Raw genomic sequence first — 14,481 nt, 5'->3', positions numbered from 1 at the left:
CTAGGGCCGCAATCCGGACAGCGAATCTCCTCCACGATAGCCGTCAAGGAGGCCATGGGGAGCGGGGCTTGACAAGATTTCGGCCCTCTCAGCAGGGGCACTGCCCGCAGGAACATGCCAGCGGCAAAGGTCGGCCCGGCCCTCCCATGCCGGGGTGATTCCCGGAGGGGAGGCCGGGCCGAGGGTCGTCGTCCGTCCCGGCTCGGGCCGTGTCACAGCACCGCGCTCAGGAACTCCCGCGTGCGTTCGTGGTCGGGGTCGCCGAAGAGCTTCTCCGGCGGGCCGGACTCGATGACACGGCCCGAGTCGAACATCAGCACCTGGTCCGAGATGTCCCGGGCGAAGTTCATCTCGTGGGTCACGCAGAGCATCGTGATGTCGGTGCTGCGGGCGATGTCCCGCAGCACGTCGAGGACCCCCGCGACGAGCTCCGGGTCGAGCGCCGACGTCACCTCGTCCAGCAGCAGCACCTGCGGCCGCATCGCCAGCGCCCGGGCGATCGCCACCCGCTGCTGCTGGCCGCCGGACAGCTGCGTCGGGTACTTGTCGATGTGCTCGGTCAGCCCCACCAGCTCCAGCAGCTCCCGGGCCCGCGCCTCGGCCTCGTCCTTGGACAGGCCGAGCACGGTGACCGGCGCTTCGGTGATGTTGCGCAGCACCTTCATGTTCGGGAACAGGTTGAACTGCTGGAAGACCATCCCGATCTTCTTGCGGACCTCCCGGACCTGCTTCTCCGGCGCCGGGAAGAGCCGCTCCCCGTCGACGGTGATCGTGCCCTCGTCGGGCTTGGTCAGGGTCATCAGCAGGCGCAGGATCGTCGTCTTGCCGGAGCCGGACGGGCCGATCAGCGTGACGTGCTTGCCGGTGTCGACGGAGAAGTCGAGGTGGTCGAGGACGGTGTTGTCGCCGAAGCGCTTGGTGACCTGCTCCAGGCGGATCAGCTCACGGCTGTCCACGGCGGTGGATGGGGTGGACGGTGTCGAGGGTTCGGTCTCAGCGGGCAAGGCGACGCTCCAGGGATCGCAGGAGGAGGGAGGCGGGGTAGGCGATGAGGATGAAGGCGATGCCGACGGCCACGATCGGTTCGTTCATGTGGAAGGTCTGCGAACCGTACTGACGGGCCTGGCCGAGCATCTCCAGCACGCCGATGGTCATCAGCATCGGCGAGTCCTTCAGCATCGCGATGACGTAGTTGCCCAGCGCGGGCACGACGCGGCGCAGCGCCTGGGGCAGGATCACCGCGGTCCAGGTGCGCGAGCGGGGCAGACTGAGCGCCGTCGCGGCCTCCCACTGGCCGGTGGGCACGCCCTCGATGCCGGCCCGGTACACCTCCGCGGTGTACGTCGAGTAGTGCAGGCCCAGGCCGATCACGCCGGTGGTCAGCGCGGACATGGTGATGCCCCACTCGGGCATGACGTAGAAGATGAAGAACAGCTGCACCAGCAGCGGGGTGTTGCGGATGAACTCCGTGACCGCCGTGACCGGCCAGCACACCACCTTCAGCTTCGAGCGCTGGGCGAGGGCCCAGACCAGCCCCAGGGCGAACGCGATCAGCGAGCCCAGCACCAGCGCCTGGAGCGTGACGAGTACGCCGTCCCAGAAGACCGGCATGAAGTCGCCGAGCGTGGACCAGTCCCAGTTCACGAGGCACCTCCGGCGACGAGATCCTTGCGCGCGGCGGAGCCGGCCTTCCCCGGCGCCGGTCCGGCCTTGGACGGCGCCCGCCCGACACTCGCCTTGGCCCTGCGCTCCACCAGGCGCATCACACGGGTGAGCAGGAAGGCGAGGACGAAGTACATGACGAGGATGACGGTGTAGACCGGGGCGCTCTGGCCGGTGGCGTTGCGCACCAGCTGGGCCGCGAAGGTGATGTCGCCCACGCCGAGGACGGACACCAGGGCGGTGCCCTTCAGCAGCTCGATCAGCAGGTTGTTGAAGGGCGGGACCATCTCGGGCCAGGCCTGCGGCACGACGATCTTCCGCAGCCGCTGCCCGGGGGTGAAGCCCAGCGCCACGCCGGCCTCGCGCTGGGCCGGCGGCACCGCGGCCACCGCGCCCCGCACGATCTCCGAGCCGTAGGCCCCGTAGGTGCAGCCCAGGGTGAGCACGGCGGCCCACATCGGGATGAGCTGCCAGCCGAGCGTCAGCGGCACCACGAAGAACACCCAGATCATCAGGACCAGGGCGGAGGTGCCGCGGAAGATCTCGAAGTACGCCCCCGACAGGAACCGCACGATCCACAGCCGGTGGGTACGGGCGAGACCCACGACGAAGGCGACGACGGCGCCCAGGGCGGCGCTGTACACGGTCAGCTGCACGGTGACCCAGACACCGTGCAGCAGGATGTCCCACAGACCTGCGCTGATGTCACTCATGAGCGGCACTTCTCCTTGGCCGTGAGCGTCGTCATCTGGTCCTTCGTGAAGCCGAAGGGCCGCATGATCTCCAGCAGTTCGCCGCTCCGCTTCATCTTGTGCAGCTCGCGGTTGAAGGCGTCGCGCAGGTTGCGCTCCGGCAGGCGGAACGCGAAGGCACCGGCGTCGATGACCGGTTTGCCGTCCATGATCGGCGTGACCTCGTCGGTGGCCTCCACCTTCGTGCTCCTGGTCTGCTCGACCACGTTGCGCACCGTGACGGCGGTGCCCGCGAAGACGTCGACCCGGCCCTGTTCGACGGCGAGGAGACCGGCCAGCTGGTCGGGCAGGGTGTCGATCTTCTTGACCCCCGCCTCCTTGGCGTAGTCGATCTCCGCGTAGCCGATGCCGGTCGCCATGCGGGCGCCGGTCCGGGCGATGTCCTCGTAGGTGCGCAGCTTCTTCGGGTTGCCCTTGGGAACGATGAAGGCGTCCTTCATCTGGTACTCGGGATCGGCGAAGAGCACCTGCTCACAGCGTTCCGGAGTGATGTACATACCGGCCGCCACCACGTCGAACTGGAGCGAGTTCAGCCCGAAGATCAGCGAGCCGAACTCGGTCGGGAACGGTTCGACCCGGTCGACGCCGAGCCGGCGGAAGATACGGGTCGCGATGGCCGGGGCCGAACCGGTGATCTTGCCGTCCTTGCCTATGTAGCCGTAGGGCTGCTCGCCGGCGATGCCGAGGCGCACGGTGCCCTTGGCCCGCAGCTGCTGCAGCAGGTGCCCGCCGTCCTCGGTGTCGGCGGTGGCCACCCGGCTGCATCCGCTGCTCGCGCCGACCGCACCCGCGGTGACCAGGGCGGCCGTACCCGTGAGCAGGGCGCGGCGGCGGATGCCGGGGCGTCTGCTGCGTCCTGAGTCGTTGTCGTCTGCCTGCACTGGAACCATGGGCGCGCCGCTACCCGGTTCGGCATCGGGTATGCCAGTTCCTTTCCGGACCTTCACGTATGTGTCCGGTGCCCGGCCGCGGCCAAGAGGCCGCCCTTGAAACGCGCGTGACGGGGCAGGCTGGCCCAGAACAGCTCCGAGGAAGCTCCGAGGGGGCGGAATGACAGAGCGTTACGTCGACGTCGTGCTCGACCGGCGAGGGGTCCACTGCACGGCACGGTTGCTCGACGACCGGGCACCGATCACGTGCGCGGCGGTGTGGGACGCACTGCCCCTGAGCGGCGACGTCTACCACGCGAAGTACGCCCGCAACGAGATCTACGCCCTCTTCCCTCCCTTCGCGCCCTCGGAACCACCACTGGAGAACCCGACCGTCACCCCCATCCCGGGAGACCTCTGCTACTTCTCCTTCGCCGGCGCGGAACTGGGCACCCAGGCCTACGGATACGACCGCGAGGTCCGTCCGGGCACCACGCTGGTGGACCTGGCCCTGTTCTACGAGCGCAACAACCTCCTCCTCAACGGCGACGTCGGCTGGGTGCCCGGCATCGTCTGGGGCCAGGTCGTGGAGGGCCTGGAGGAGATGGCCGCGGCGTGCAACGACCTGTGGCGGTCGGGGGCGCTGGGGGAGACCCTCAGCTTCCGCCGGAAGTGACCCCGGCCTCGTCCAGCGCGTGCGCCGCGCGCAGCACGAGGTCGTCCCGGTGGCGGGCGGCCACCAGTTGCAGTCCGATCGGCAGGCCGTCCGCGTCCGTCCCCACCGGCACGGAAGCAGCCGGCTGCTGGGTGAGGTTGAAGGGGTACGTGAACGGTGTCCAGCCCGTCCAGCGCCGGTGCCCCGAGCCCCTCGGGACCTCGGCGCCCGCTTCGAACGCGGTGATCGGCAGGGTCGGCGTGACCAGGAGGTCGTAGGACTCGTGGAAGCGGCCCATGCGGCGGCCGAGTTCCATGCGGACGTCCACCGCGGCCAGGTAGTCCAGCGCCGAGTAGCGGGCGCCGAGGTCGCAGATCTCGCGCAGGCCGGGGTCGAGCAGTTCCCGCTGGTGGGGGCCGAGGTGCTGGACGACGCGGGCCGCCCCGCTGAACCACAGGGTGTGGAAGGCCTCCACCGGCTCGGCGAAGTCGGGGTCGGCCTCCGTGACGTACGCGCCGAGGTCCGCGAGCCGCTCCACCGCGTGCCGCACCGCCGTCGCGACCGCCGGGCGCACCGCCACCTGCCCGCCGAGCGACGGTGAGTACGCCACCCGCAGCCCGCGCACGCCACCCCTCAGGCCCGCCACGAACGACTCCGGCGCCGGGCCGAGCGCCGACCAGTCGCGGGCGTCCGGGACGCCGATGACGTCCAGCAGCAGCGCCGCGTCCGCCGCGTCCCGGGTCATCGGACCCACGTGGGCGAGGGTGCCGAAGGCGCTCGCCGGGTAGAGCGGGACCCGGCCGTACGTCGGTTTCAGCGCGAAGATGCCGCAGAAGGCCGCCGGGATGCGCACGCTGCCGCCGCCGTCCGTGCCGAGGGCGAGCGGTCCCGCGCCGAGGGCGACGGCCGCCGCCGCGCCCCCGCTGGAGCCCCCTGCCGTACGCGTCGGGTCGTACGGGTTGCGGGTCACCCCGCTGAGCGGGGAGTCCGTGACGCCCTTCCAGCCGTACTCCGGTGTCGTGGTCTTGCCGAGGAAGACGGCGCCGTGTTCCCGCATACGGGCGACCGAGGGGGCGTCCTCGTCCCAGCGGCCCTGCTCGGAGATCGTCTTCGAGCCGCGCAGGGTCGGTGCGCCGCGCATCAGCAGGATGTCCTTGACCGTGGCCGGGACGCCGTCCAGCAGGCCGCGCGGCTCACCGCGCCGCCAGCGCTCCGCCGACTCGCGGGCCTGGCCGAGGGCCTGCTCCGGGGTGAGGCGGACGAACGCGTTCACCTCCGGCTGGATCCGCTCGGCCCGCTCCAGGGCCGCCCGGGTCGCCTCCACGGGGCTGAATTCGCCCTTGCGGTAACCATCGAGGAGTCGTACGGCGGTCAGCTCGGTGAGCTCGGTCATCCACCCTCCCAGGGACGTCAGTGTCCGGGTACGTACCCGCGCTTCTTGTCGACCACGTTCGGCAGGGGCCTGCCCGCCTCCCAGTGCTCGAACAACTCCACGAACTGCGCGGCCAGTTCGTCCCGCCAGCCGATCGTGTCGCCGCTCATGTGCGGGGAGACGATCAGGCCGGGGGCCTGCCACAGCGGGCTGTCGGGGGTGAGGGGTTCGTGCTCGAAGACGTCCAGGGCGGCGCCCGCGATCCAGTGCTTGGTCAGCGCCTCGGCGAGCGCCTCCTCGACGACCAGCTGACCCCGGCCGACGTTCACGAACCGGGCCGAGGGCTGCATCACGCCGAAGCGGCGGGCGTCGAACATGCCCCGCGTCTGCTCCGTGAGCGGCGCCGCCGCGATCACCCAGTCGGCGCGGGAGAGCAGGCGGTCCAGATCGTCGGGGCCGTGGACGCCGGGGCGCGGGGCCCGGCCGACCAGTGCCGGGACGACGCCGAGCGCCTCCAGGGTGCCGGCGATCGCCCGCCCGATCGGCCCGGAGCCGACCACGCACGCGCGCGTGCCCGCCACCCGCTGCGACTCGCGGTGCCGCCAGGTCCGCTCCCGCTGCAGCTCCAGGGTCCGGGGCAGGTCCTTCGCCATCGCCAGGACGAGGGCGGCCACGTACTCGGCGATGGGCTCGTCGAAGACGCCACGCGCGTTGGTGACCACCGTGTCCGACTCGGCGAGTTCCGGACACATCAGATGGTCCACGCCCGCACTCGCCGTGTGCACCCAGCGCGGCCGTGGGCCCCCGCCCGGCCAGGCCTGACGCACCGCGCGGGAGGTGAAGTCCCACACCAGCAGCACATCGGCGTGCGGCAGCCGCTCGGCGAGGGTCGCCTCGTCCGCGTGCTCGACGCGGACGCGACCGGTGAGGCGGCCGAGACGGGGGAGGGGATCGGCGTCCAGGACGAGGAGTGTGGGGGGTGTGGGTGGCGGCGTGGGAGGAGTCGATGCGGAGGAGGTCATTCAGGAGCCGTTTCTGAGGGTGGCGGCCGTCTGACATGCGAGGTTTGACCACGCTCGCACCCGAACCTACCTTCGTCAACACGGGCGTGCGTACGGTCCGTTGCTCACCCTTCTCCGAGTGTGAGGCCGGTGCCTGCCATGGACACCATGAACGTCTCCTTTCTCGGCGGGCCGAGTCCGCAGCGCGGTGTCGGTGTCGTCGCCCCCTTCGACTTCGCGCTGGACCGCGAACTGTGGCGCTGGGTGCCGGACGAGGTCTCACTGCACATGACACGGACGCCGTACGTGCCGGTCGAGGTCAGCCTGGACCTGGCCCGCCTGGTCAGCGAGCACGAGACGCTGAGCGAGGCGGTACGCACCCTCACCGCCATCGCGCCCGAGGTCGTCGCCTACGCCTGCACCTCGGGCAGCTTCGTCGGCGGCATCGCCGGTGAGCGCGCGATGTGCGAGGCGATGACCCGGGCGGGCGCGGTGCCGTCGGTGACGACGTCCGGTGCGCTGCTGGAGGCACTGGCCGAGCTGGGCGCGCGGCGGGTGGCGTTGGTGACTCCGTACACGGTGTCGGTGACGCGCTCCCTGGAGGAGTACGTGGCCGAGGCGGGCGTCCTGGTCACCGGGTGCGCGTTCATGGGCCTGACGCGGCACATCTGGAAGGTCAAGTACCGCGAGGTGGCGGACATGGCGCGCAGCGCCGTACGTCCCGGCACCGACGCGCTGTTCATCAGCTGCACCAACCTCCCCACGTACGACGTGATCCCCCAGCTGGAGGCCGAACTGCGCATACCGGTGATCTCGGCCAACCAGGTGACCATGTGGGCGGCGTTGCGCCGACTGGGTACCCGGGCGGTAGGGCCGTATCAGGCGCTGACCGATCCGGCGGCGCGCTGCGGTCCCGTACTGCCGGAAGTGCCAGACGAAGAGCAGCAGGAAGGCTGGACATGACAGCACTGGGATTCCTCTACCCGGGCCATTCCGCCGAGGACGACTATCCGCGCATCGAGCAGCTGCTGGGAAGCGACATCCGGGTGGACCTGGTGCACACCGACATCGGCGAGGACGCGCACCGGGTGGACGCGCTGCGTGAGATGGGCTCGCCCGAGCGGCTCGCGGCGGGCGTGGCGGAGCTGCGGCACGCGGGCGCCGAGGCGGTGGTGTGGGCCTGCACCAGCGGCAGCTTCGTGCACGGCTGGGAGGGCGCGCAGGAGCAGGTCCGCACCCTCGCGCAGACGGCCGGCATGCCGGCCTCGTCGACGTCCTTCGCCTTCGTGCACGCGGTACGGGAGCTGAGGGCGCGGCGGGTGGCGATCGGCGCGACCTATCCGGAGGACGTGGCCTCGCTGTTCGCCGACTTCCTGCGGGCCGGCGGCATCGAGGTGACCGGCGTCCACAGCTCGGGGATCATCACGGCGGCGGAGGTCGGCACGTGGGACGAGTCCGAGGTGCTGGCACTGGCCCGCGCCGCCGACCGCCCCGACGCGGAGGCGCTGCTGCTCCCCGACACGGCGCTGCACACGGCGGCCCACATCCCGACCCTGGAGAAGGAACTGGGCAAGCCGGTCCTCACCGCCAACCAGGTCACGGTCTGGGAGGCCCTCCGCCTGGCGGACCGCCGCGTGAACGCGCCGGAACTGGGGGCACTGTTCACCAAGGAGCCGATCGTGCAGGTGTGAGGGGCGCGGGGGGCCGGGGGCCCGCCCCCAAGCTCCACCAACCCGCCCGCAGGGCACAACCGGTCGGCACGGACCTGCCCCCTCCTGCCCACGCCCACCGGGAACGGCGCAATCGCGCCGATCTGCTCGCTGGGGGACTGCTGTCCAGCCCACCCGCCTGCAGCGGCATAAACCGGCAGGGGGAAGGGGGTGGGGTCTCCGGTCGGGATCCAGGGGTGAAGCGGCCCCGTGAGGGGTGCAGGGGACGGGGGGAGTGGGCCGTGAGGGGTGCGAGGGACGCAGTCCCCGGCCGGGATTCAGGGCCGGGGCGACCCCGCCAGAGGGACAGGGGGCGGAGCCCCGCGGGGACCCGGGGCCGGAGCAACCCCGCCAGGGGTGCAGGGGACTCAGTCCCCGCCGGGGTTTCAGGGGCGGAGCCCCTGGTGGGGTCGAAGGGGCGGAGCCCCTGGGGATGGGAACGGGTAGGGGCGGCGGGGGCGAAGACCTGGGTCGACGGAATAAGCGGGGACAGCCTCCTGTTAACGCCGGACGGACCGTGCACGGCGTACAACAGGAGGCAGCCACCGTGACCGCAGACGACGAGATCCGAGGCACAGCCCAGGGCACCGCCCCCGTCCCCCTCTCCGTCCTGGACCTCGTCACCGTCGGCGCCGGCCGCACCGCCACCGACGCGCTCCGCACCAGCGTCGGCCTGTCCCGCCTCGCAGAGCACCGCGGCTTCCACCGCTACTGGGTCGCCGAACACCACTCCATGCCCGGCGTCGCCTCGTCCTCCCCCGCGGTGATCCTCGCCCACCTCGCCGCCCACACCACCCGCATCCGCCTCGGCTCCGGCGGTGTGATGCTCCCCAACCACGCCCCCCTGGTCATCGCGGAGCAGTTCGGCACGCTCGAAGCCATGGCCCCCGGCCGCATCGACCTCGGCCTCGGCCGTGCCCCCGGCACCGACGGCGCCACCGCCGCCGCTCTCCGCCGCACCGACCGCCTGGGCGAAGGCGCCGACGACTTCCCCCAGCAGCTCGCGGAACTCACCCGCTTCCTGGACGACGACTTCCCCGACGGCCACCCCTACCGCCGCATCCACGCCGTCCCCGGCCCCGTCCAGGCCACCTCCCCGGGCGGCGTCCAGTCCCCGCACCGCCCGCCCATCTGGCTGCTGGGCTCCTCCGGCTTCAGCGCCCGCCTCGCCGGCGTCCTCGGACTGCCCTTCGCCTTCGCCCACCACTTCTCGGCGCAGAACACCATCCCGGCCCTGGACCTGTACCGGGAGTCCTTCCAGCCGTCCGCCGTCCTCGACGAGCCGTACGCCCTCATCGGCGTCTCCGCCCTCGCCACCGACGACGAGAAGGAGGCCCGCCGCCAGGTGAGGGCCGCCGCCCTGAACATGCTCCGGCTGCGCACCGGCCGCCCCGGCCTCGTCCCCACCCCGGAGGAGGCGGAGGCCTACGAGTTCAACACGCTGGAGCGCGAGTTCGTCGACTCCTGGAACGCCAACGTCATCCACGGCACGCCCGACGAGGTCCGCTCCGGCCTCGACGACCTCCACAAGCGCACCGGCGCCGACGAGTTGATGATCACCGGCAACGCCCACAGCGGCGACATACGCCTGCGCTCGTACGAACTCATCGCGGACGCCTACGGCTTCCCCAAGCCCTGACGCCCCTGGCTAGGACTGCCCGCAGGTCCGCGTCACCAGAAGCGTGGAGATACGATCCGGCGGCACCGGACGGGAGTAGAGCCACCCCTGCCCGGTGTCACAGCCGATGCGACGCAGCCGGGACGCCTGCGCCGAGGTCTCGACGCACTCCGCGGTGACGGTCAGCCCCAGGCGGTGCGCGAGCTGGATCATCGCCTCGACGATGACCTCGTCGGCCGGACTCGGCCGGACGGCGTCCCGGACGGCGTCCCGGTCGGCATCCCGGTCGTCGTACTGGAAGCCCCGCACGAAGGACCCGTCCAGTTTCAGCACCGACACCGGCAGCCGGCTCAGGTACGCGAGGTTCGAGTAGCCGGTGCCGAAGTCGTCGATGGCGATGCGCACGCCCATGTCGCTGAGCGCCCTGAGCGCCTGCAGCGGACGCCCCGCAGAGCCCATCACCGCCGACTCGGTGAGCTCCAGCTGGAGCAGGTGCGGCGCCAGCCCCGTCTCGGCCAGCGTCTCCGCGACGTCCGCCACCAGGTCCGAGTCCCAGACCTGACGTACCGCCACATTGACGCTCACGAAGATCGGCGGCTCGTCGGGGTGGTCCACCTGCCAGCGCCGGGCCTGACGACAGGCCGTACGCAACACCCAGCGGCCCAGCTGAACGATCGAACCGTCCTCCTCTGCCAATGTGATGAACCGATTCGGCGTCAGCACGCCGAACTGCGGATGATTCCAGCGCACCAACGCCTCGACCCCCCGCACCCGCCCGTCCTCCATACCCACGAGCGGCTGGTACTCAAGGGCGAACTCCCCGCGCTCGATGGCCGGGCGGAGCGTGGAGGCGAGGGCCTGACGGGTCATCCGGTGCGCGTTGCGCTCGGGGTCGAAGAGCGTCCAGCGCGCCTTGCCGTCGGCCTTGGCCCAGTACAGGGTCGTGTCGGCCGCCTGCATCAGGGCCGTGGGTGTGGTCCCGGCCGCGCGACGCTCCACGACACCGATCGACGCCGACACCGACAGCCGCTGCCCGGAGAGGTCGAACGGCTCCTGAAGGGCCGTCAGCACCGACTCGGCGAGGTCGGCGACCTGCTCGGTGCCCGTCGAGTCCTCGACGAGCAGCGCGAACTCGTCGCCGCCGAGCCGTGCCACCAGCGGCGTGCTCGTCCGGGCGTGGCCCGCCTCCTCGGCGCAGCGCGTGAGCCGCCCGGCCACGGCGGCCAGCAGCCGGTCTCCGACGCGGTGGCCGAGGGTGTCGTTGACGGCCTTGAAGCCGTCCAGGTCCAGATAGCACAGGCCGATCCGGCCGGTACCGCCGTGCTCGTACGACTCCGCCTCCAGCGCGGCCGACAGGCGTTCGAAGAACAGCGTGCGGTTGGGCAGCCGGGTCACGGGGTCGTGCATCTGCAAGTGCCGCAGTCGCGCCTGCAGTTCGCGGCGCTCGCTGATGTCGGCGACGGACAGCAGGACGCCGTGCTCCTCGACGGGCAGGGGAGCGACCGAGACCTGCACCCACAGGGAACGGCCGTCGGAGCACTTCAGCCGGCGGGTGCAGCGCAGCCTGGCCTGCCTACCGCGCAGCACCTCGCGATAGGCGTGCCAGGTACGGGCGTCGGAGGCCAGGTCCACCAGATCGGCGGCCAGGCGCCCGGCCAGCTCTTCCGGGGCGCTGCCGAGCAGTGCCCCGAGCGTGTCGTTGGCGCGGACGACCAGACCCTCGCGGTCGACGACGGCCATGGCGAGCGGGGCGGCCGTGAAGACCGAGCGGTAGTCCGGCGGCTCGGCCGGAGGGGACAGGGTTCCGGCACGAGGAGGCGTGCTGATGTCACTCTCTGTGACGGCGGACCGGTCGAGGTCTGCCGCGGGCGTCGACCCTTCGGACGTTCCGCTCACCGCTCGCTCCCGCAGTGCACTCGATCTCGGTCCGCGCAGGAAAGTGTGCCGATCATAGGCCCTGACCCGAAGGCCTTCCAGCCGCTGTGCAGTGTCCTGGAGCGCCCGGCCCTCCCAGCAGATCGTTTCTGCTCATACCTGGCGGGGTTCTTCAGGCCCCCGACCAGTTGTGACGTTCCGTGAGTGGTTCGGGGTGCCGGTCCCGGCGGAATTGTGGGGCCGCTCACCCGTCTGGTGCATGCGAACAGGGCGTAGTACTACAAACCGACACAAGCTGAGTGCGGTGTCCCGCCAACCCGCACTCGGAGGTTCCTGTGCCGCGTCGGCTCCGCCTGAGGCGACTGACCCGTGAGGCCCTGGACGGGCTCGCCCGGGCAGGGGTGCGGCCCCGACTGCGCAGCACGGCCGCCGTGTTCACCACCATGTCGGCTCTCGTCGCGACCTCCCTGGTGACCGCACCCTCGGCCGCCGACTCCTTCTCGCCGGCGCCGTGTGCCCTGGAACGCACCGACGCCCACCACTCGGAGGGGGTGGACACCTGGAACGCCGCCTATCCGCAGCCGACCCGCGCTCTGGACGCGGTGATGGTCTTCCTGTCCTTCCCGGACGCACAGCCCCTGACGACCCCCCAGGACCTGGCCGCCGACCACTTCCCCGCCACCGGCGACTTCTTCCAGCGGGCCTCCTACGGCCGGTTCACGCTCCGCCCGCACTCGCTGCGGCGCTGGCTCGCCATGCCGCAGCCGTCCACCGCGTACGCCATACAGCGCGACTGGAGTGCCGCGCACCGGGCCGCGTACCTGCGCGACGCGCTCGCCGTGGCCGACGCGCACGTCGACTTCTCCCGCTACGACGTCGTCTACTTCGTCGCCGACCCGGACGCACCCGGCGTCGACTCGGACGCGACGAAGGTCGTCAATCTGGACACGCCGCTGCGGGCCGACGGCACGGACATCCGGCGGGTCGTCACGATCTTCGAGAACCATCCGCCGGACCGGCTGGTCCTGGCCCATGAGACCGGGCACGTGTTCGACCTGCCGGACCTGTACCACCGGCCCGTGGACGGCAAGGGCGACTGGGACACGTTCGTCGGCGACTGGGACCTGATGGGCAGCCAGTTCGGACTCGCGCCCGATTTCTTCGGCTGGCACAAGTGGAAGCTGGGCTGGCTGGACCCGCGGCAGGTGGCGTGCGTCCGGGGCGCCGGTCCCGCGCGCCTGACCCTGGAGCCGCTGGGTGCGGGGCCGGGGGTGCAGGTGACGGGCGCCGCCGGGGCGCCGGCCTTCGGGCTCGGGCGGGGCACCAAGCTCGCGGTGGTGCGCACCGGGGACGACAGCGTCCTCGCCTTCGAGGCGCGCGGGCCGGTGGGCAATGACGCGTCCGCCTGCCGGGCGGGCGTGCTCGTGTACCGGGTGCACAGCCGGGCGGAGTCCGGGGGCGGACCGATCCAGGTGATCGACGCCCACCCGCACACCGACGCCTGCTGGGGGGACTCGGTCTACCCACCACTCGCGGACGCGCCCGTCGCGCTGGGCGAGAGCTTCACGGTGCCGGGGGAGGACGTACGGGTGGAGGTGGAGGGGCGTACGGGGTCGGGGGCGTGGACGGTGAAGATCACCACGGGGTGACCTCCGGCCGACGGTCACCGTGGCCCCCGGTAAGGGGGTGGGTGGCGGGGCTCCCACAGCGCGCGGTGCAGCCGCGCAGACACGACGATGGCGAGGCCGGTTCGCGCTCTTTCGCGAACATGCCTCGCCATCGACATCGTGCGCCGCCAGGGACTCGAACCCCGGACCCGCTGATTAAGAGTCAGCTGCTCTAACCAACTGAGCTAGCGGCGCCTGCTGACGTCGTAGACCTTAGCACCCTGGTCGGCGGGACGAGAAATCGATATGCGTACGGTCGCCCGGGCCGCCCGCACGGCCGCCCAGAGCAGGACCTCCGGGCCCGGCAACCAGGGATGACGGGTGTCCGGCGCGACGAGCCAGCGGGAGGCGGAGCGGACCGGGGAGCCGGCGCGGGTCAGGGCCGGGACGGTCACCGCGTCGCCGGTGCCGTGGCACAGCAGCGGCGGGATCGCGGCCGTACGGCCGTCCTGCCGGCCCCGCGCGCTCCACTCCTCCCACTCCAGCAGCGAAGGCAGCCGCTGGGCCGTGCCCGGCGTCGTGAACAGCAGCATCCGGCCGCGGAACTCCGCCACCGGCCCCGAGCCGGGGCCCTCGTCCCACAGCCGGTCCAGCATCCGCCGTCCGAAGATCGCGGGCGCGCTCACCACGTCGAAGGCGGAGCCGCAGGGCAGCACGACCGGGGCGTCCGGCCGCTCCTCCCAGAGCGCGAGGGTGCTACGGGGATACGTTCCTGCCGAGGCGAGCCAGACGGCACCGTCCGAGGTGACGTTCGAGGCGTGGCGTGTGCTGCTCATGACGTCCAGGTCTACCCGTCGTGAGCGCCTCGTTCCCCAGGGTTGCCGGAAAGCGGGACAGGGAGGGCTGGGAGGGGGTAACCTACCCGCCCGGCATATGCCAGGGCGGGGTTTACCGGCCGGCCGGCTCACACCGGGTCGACGTACTCCCGGCCGTTTTCGCCGCCCCGCATCAGATCCCGCCCGAACTCCACCATCTTCTTGGCGTAGTCCTCGGTCCACTCGGCCCGCTCGGCGATGTCCGCCGGCGTCAGCCGGTCGAAGCGCCGGGGGTCGGCGAGCTGTGCCGCCGCGATCGCCTGGAACTCCACCGCCCGGTCCGCCGCCGCACGGAACGCCTGTGTCAGCTCGGTCGCCCGGGCCAGCAGCGCCCGCGGGTCGTCGATCGACTCCAGGTCGAAGAAGTGCTCCGGATCGGAGGCCGCCTCCGCGGGCTCGAAGAGCAGGGGCGCGGGGCGTAGCCGCGGTTCGTTCCGGCGCGGCGTGGGCTCCGCCATGTCTTCTCCTCCTCGTACGTCGCGGACG

14 protein-coding genes and 1 tRNA gene are annotated in these 14,481 nt (G+C 71.7%); 5 read left to right on the top strand and 10 right to left on the bottom strand.

What is annotated here, in order from left to right:
- Nucleotides 1-212: 212 nt before the first annotated feature.
- Genes ehuA through ehuB form a run of 4 tightly spaced genes read right to left on the bottom strand, consistent with a single transcriptional unit; the run spans nucleotide 213 to nucleotide 3,304 of the window.
- Nucleotides 213-1,004 carry an ectoine/hydroxyectoine ABC transporter ATP-binding protein EhuA gene (ehuA, locus tag NW895_RS18680; protein WP_289936847.1) on the bottom strand — a complete coding sequence of 264 codons (792 nt, stop codon included), beginning with the start codon at nucleotides 1,002-1,004 and terminating at the stop codon, nucleotides 213-215.
- Nucleotides 994-1,644 carry an ectoine/hydroxyectoine ABC transporter permease subunit EhuD gene (gene ehuD, locus NW895_RS18675; RefSeq protein WP_289936846.1) on the bottom strand — a complete coding sequence of 217 codons (651 nt, stop codon included), beginning with the start codon at nucleotides 1,642-1,644 and terminating at the stop codon, nucleotides 994-996. The genes ehuA and ehuD overlap by 11 nt, the downstream gene beginning before the upstream one ends.
- A complete protein-coding gene (gene ehuC / locus NW895_RS18670; protein WP_289936845.1) occupies nucleotides 1,641-2,375 on the bottom strand; it encodes an ectoine/hydroxyectoine ABC transporter permease subunit EhuC in 735 nt (244 codons plus the stop codon). The genes ehuD and ehuC overlap by 4 nt, the downstream gene beginning before the upstream one ends.
- Nucleotides 2,372-3,304, bottom strand: coding sequence for an ectoine/hydroxyectoine ABC transporter substrate-binding protein EhuB (ehuB, locus tag NW895_RS18665; protein ID WP_289936844.1), 933 nt, complete (start codon nucleotides 3,302-3,304; stop codon nucleotides 2,372-2,374). Before ehuB ends, ehuC begins: the two co-directional genes overlap by 4 nt.
- Before the next feature lie 160 nt (nucleotides 3,305-3,464).
- Between ehuB and NW895_RS18660 the strand changes: the two genes are divergently transcribed.
- Nucleotides 3,465-3,959, top strand: a complete 495-nt coding sequence (locus NW895_RS18660) for a DUF3830 family protein (protein ID WP_289936843.1) — start codon at nucleotides 3,465-3,467, stop codon at nucleotides 3,957-3,959.
- On the opposite strand, the gene NW895_RS18655 is transcribed toward NW895_RS18660, so the two are convergent.
- The gene (locus NW895_RS18655; RefSeq protein WP_289936842.1) at nucleotides 3,940-5,331 is read right to left on the bottom strand and encodes an amidase; all 1,392 of its coding nucleotides are present in this window, start codon (nucleotides 5,329-5,331) and stop codon (nucleotides 3,940-3,942) included. The two genes, NW895_RS18660 and NW895_RS18655, sit on opposite strands and share 20 nt — an antisense overlap.
- A gap of 17 nt (nucleotides 5,332-5,348) precedes the next feature.
- Nucleotides 5,349-6,332: a D-2-hydroxyacid dehydrogenase gene (locus NW895_RS18650; protein ID WP_289936841.1), complete on the bottom strand. Its 984-nt coding sequence runs from the start codon at nucleotides 6,330-6,332 to the stop codon at nucleotides 5,349-5,351.
- A 147-nt stretch (nucleotides 6,333-6,479) separates the two neighbouring features.
- Between NW895_RS18650 and NW895_RS18645 the strand changes: the two genes are divergently transcribed.
- From NW895_RS18645 to NW895_RS18635, 3 genes are all read left to right on the top strand, one after another.
- Complete coding sequence (locus NW895_RS18645; protein WP_289936840.1) at nucleotides 6,480-7,274, top strand: aspartate/glutamate racemase family protein; 795 nt, start codon at nucleotides 6,480-6,482, stop codon at nucleotides 7,272-7,274.
- A complete protein-coding gene (locus NW895_RS18640; protein WP_289936839.1) occupies nucleotides 7,271-8,002 on the top strand; it encodes an aspartate/glutamate racemase family protein in 732 nt (243 codons plus the stop codon). The genes NW895_RS18645 and NW895_RS18640 overlap by 4 nt, the downstream gene beginning before the upstream one ends.
- A 565-nt stretch (nucleotides 8,003-8,567) precedes the next feature.
- Entirely contained in the window at nucleotides 8,568-9,659 is a 1,092-nt protein-coding gene (locus NW895_RS18635) for an LLM class flavin-dependent oxidoreductase (RefSeq protein WP_289936838.1), read from the top strand.
- Between the two features lie 9 nt (nucleotides 9,660-9,668).
- Here NW895_RS18635 and NW895_RS18630 read toward each other — a convergent pair whose 3' ends face one another.
- Nucleotides 9,669-11,534 carry an EAL domain-containing protein gene (locus NW895_RS18630; RefSeq protein WP_289936837.1) on the bottom strand — a complete coding sequence of 622 codons (1,866 nt, stop codon included), beginning with the start codon at nucleotides 11,532-11,534 and terminating at the stop codon, nucleotides 9,669-9,671.
- A 314-nt stretch (nucleotides 11,535-11,848) separates the two neighbouring features.
- Between NW895_RS18630 and NW895_RS18625 the strand changes: the two genes are divergently transcribed.
- A complete protein-coding gene (locus NW895_RS18625) occupies nucleotides 11,849-13,162 on the top strand; it encodes a M6 family metalloprotease domain-containing protein (RefSeq protein ID WP_289936836.1) in 1,314 nt (437 codons plus the stop codon).
- A gap of 139 nt (nucleotides 13,163-13,301) precedes the next feature.
- Here the strand turns inward: NW895_RS18625 and NW895_RS18620 are convergent.
- The 3 genes from NW895_RS18620 to NW895_RS18610 form a co-directional block, all read right to left on the bottom strand.
- Nucleotides 13,302-13,375 (bottom strand) — tRNA-Lys (locus tag NW895_RS18620).
- Nucleotides 13,366-13,956 carry a bifunctional DNA primase/polymerase gene (locus tag NW895_RS18615; RefSeq protein WP_289936835.1) on the bottom strand — a complete coding sequence of 197 codons (591 nt, stop codon included), beginning with the start codon at nucleotides 13,954-13,956 and terminating at the stop codon, nucleotides 13,366-13,368. Before NW895_RS18615 ends, NW895_RS18620 begins: the two co-directional genes overlap by 10 nt.
- A gap of 128 nt (nucleotides 13,957-14,084) precedes the next feature.
- Complete coding sequence (locus NW895_RS18610) at nucleotides 14,085-14,453, bottom strand: hypothetical protein (protein ID WP_289936834.1); 369 nt, start codon at nucleotides 14,451-14,453, stop codon at nucleotides 14,085-14,087.
- Nucleotides 14,454-14,481: the final 28 nt, after the last annotated feature.

This window comes from Streptomyces sp. S.PNR 29, from assembly GCF_030386795.1.
Lineage (GTDB): Bacteria > Actinomycetota > Actinomycetes > Streptomycetales > Streptomycetaceae > Streptomyces.
This window is presented reverse-complemented; position numbering and strand designations above follow the sequence as displayed.